Below are 1013 nucleotides of genomic sequence, written 5' to 3'. Positions count from 1 at the left end.
CGCATCCGGTAGGCTTTGGCGGTATCCAGATCGCAGTCCTTCAGTTTCGCCATCGTTTCTTGTTGCGCAGCAGTCAGATTTTCCGGGTTTTTCAACCACATATATCGCGTGTCTTTTAGTTCTGCGCAGCTCTTCCGTTCGGTACGGCGCACTTCATCAACGGCTTCGTTTGCGGCCTGTATCACATGGAATTTGTCGAAGGTGATCGAGGCTTTTGGAAAGTTCTCCTCTGCACCTTTGATGAAGGCTGGCGACATATCCATGCAAACCTCGGTAATGTTTTCGGCTTTGCCGCCATGAGATTCCAGTTGCTTCTTACACTCGCTCCATGTGCTGGAATCTTTGCCCTTGGTCACGCAGATGACATTTTTCTGCTCCGGGTCCATGAATATGGTGATGTAGTTGTGACCACGTTTGGCCGATGTTTCGTCGGTATTGATCTTCGTCACATACGAGAGATCCTGTGCTGCGATGGCATTATCGACATAGTGATGGAGAATCCGCCACAAGCGTGTATCGTGCTCGCCTACAAATCGGCTGACGGCGTTCATCGGCATATCTTTAGCCAGTGCTATGATAAGCGCATCGAAGTGCAGGGTGAAATAGTGTTTCGGTTTGTCTAACGCCCAAGGCACGTTGACCCCAGTGATGGAATTACATTGGTCGCACTTGGTTCGGGGAAGCTCTGCATGAATATAGCAGGGATATTCGAAGAAATTCAGATGCCGCCATGTGCGGTCATGATTGGCAATATCTCGAACAGGTTGATTAGGGGCTCCGCACTTGGCACAAGGAAATAGCGCCCGCTGACGAAACTTCACATACACGTCCAACTGCTTGGCTTCCAGGCTGAAATCAACCCGATCGATATACCACGGCTCGGGAATATGAAGCAGTTCTTCCAACTGACCTTCCTTAAGATTTGCTACAAACATTTGAAAACACCTCATCCTCTACTGGTCTCTTAATTTCCAGTATTGACAGGTGTTCGCACTTTAAACAGCGAAGAAGCA

Annotated in this window: 1 protein-coding gene; it reads right to left on the bottom strand. The window is 48.9% G+C overall.

Features of this window, described 5'->3' with window-relative positions; all coding sequences use genetic code 11:
• Positions 1-935 (bottom strand): ISL3 family transposase (locus ABEV74_RS22865; protein WP_430149968.1); only part of this gene is annotated, 935 nt, incomplete at its 3' end.
• Positions 936-1013: the final 78 nt, after the last annotated feature.

It is taken from the genome of Paenibacillus cisolokensis, from assembly GCF_050481165.1.
In the GTDB taxonomy this organism is placed as follows: domain Bacteria; phylum Bacillota; class Bacilli; order Paenibacillales; family Paenibacillaceae; genus Paenibacillus_AH; species Paenibacillus_AH cisolokensis.
Note: the sequence above shows the minus strand (reverse complement) of the source record. Positions and strands in the feature narration are given on the sequence as shown.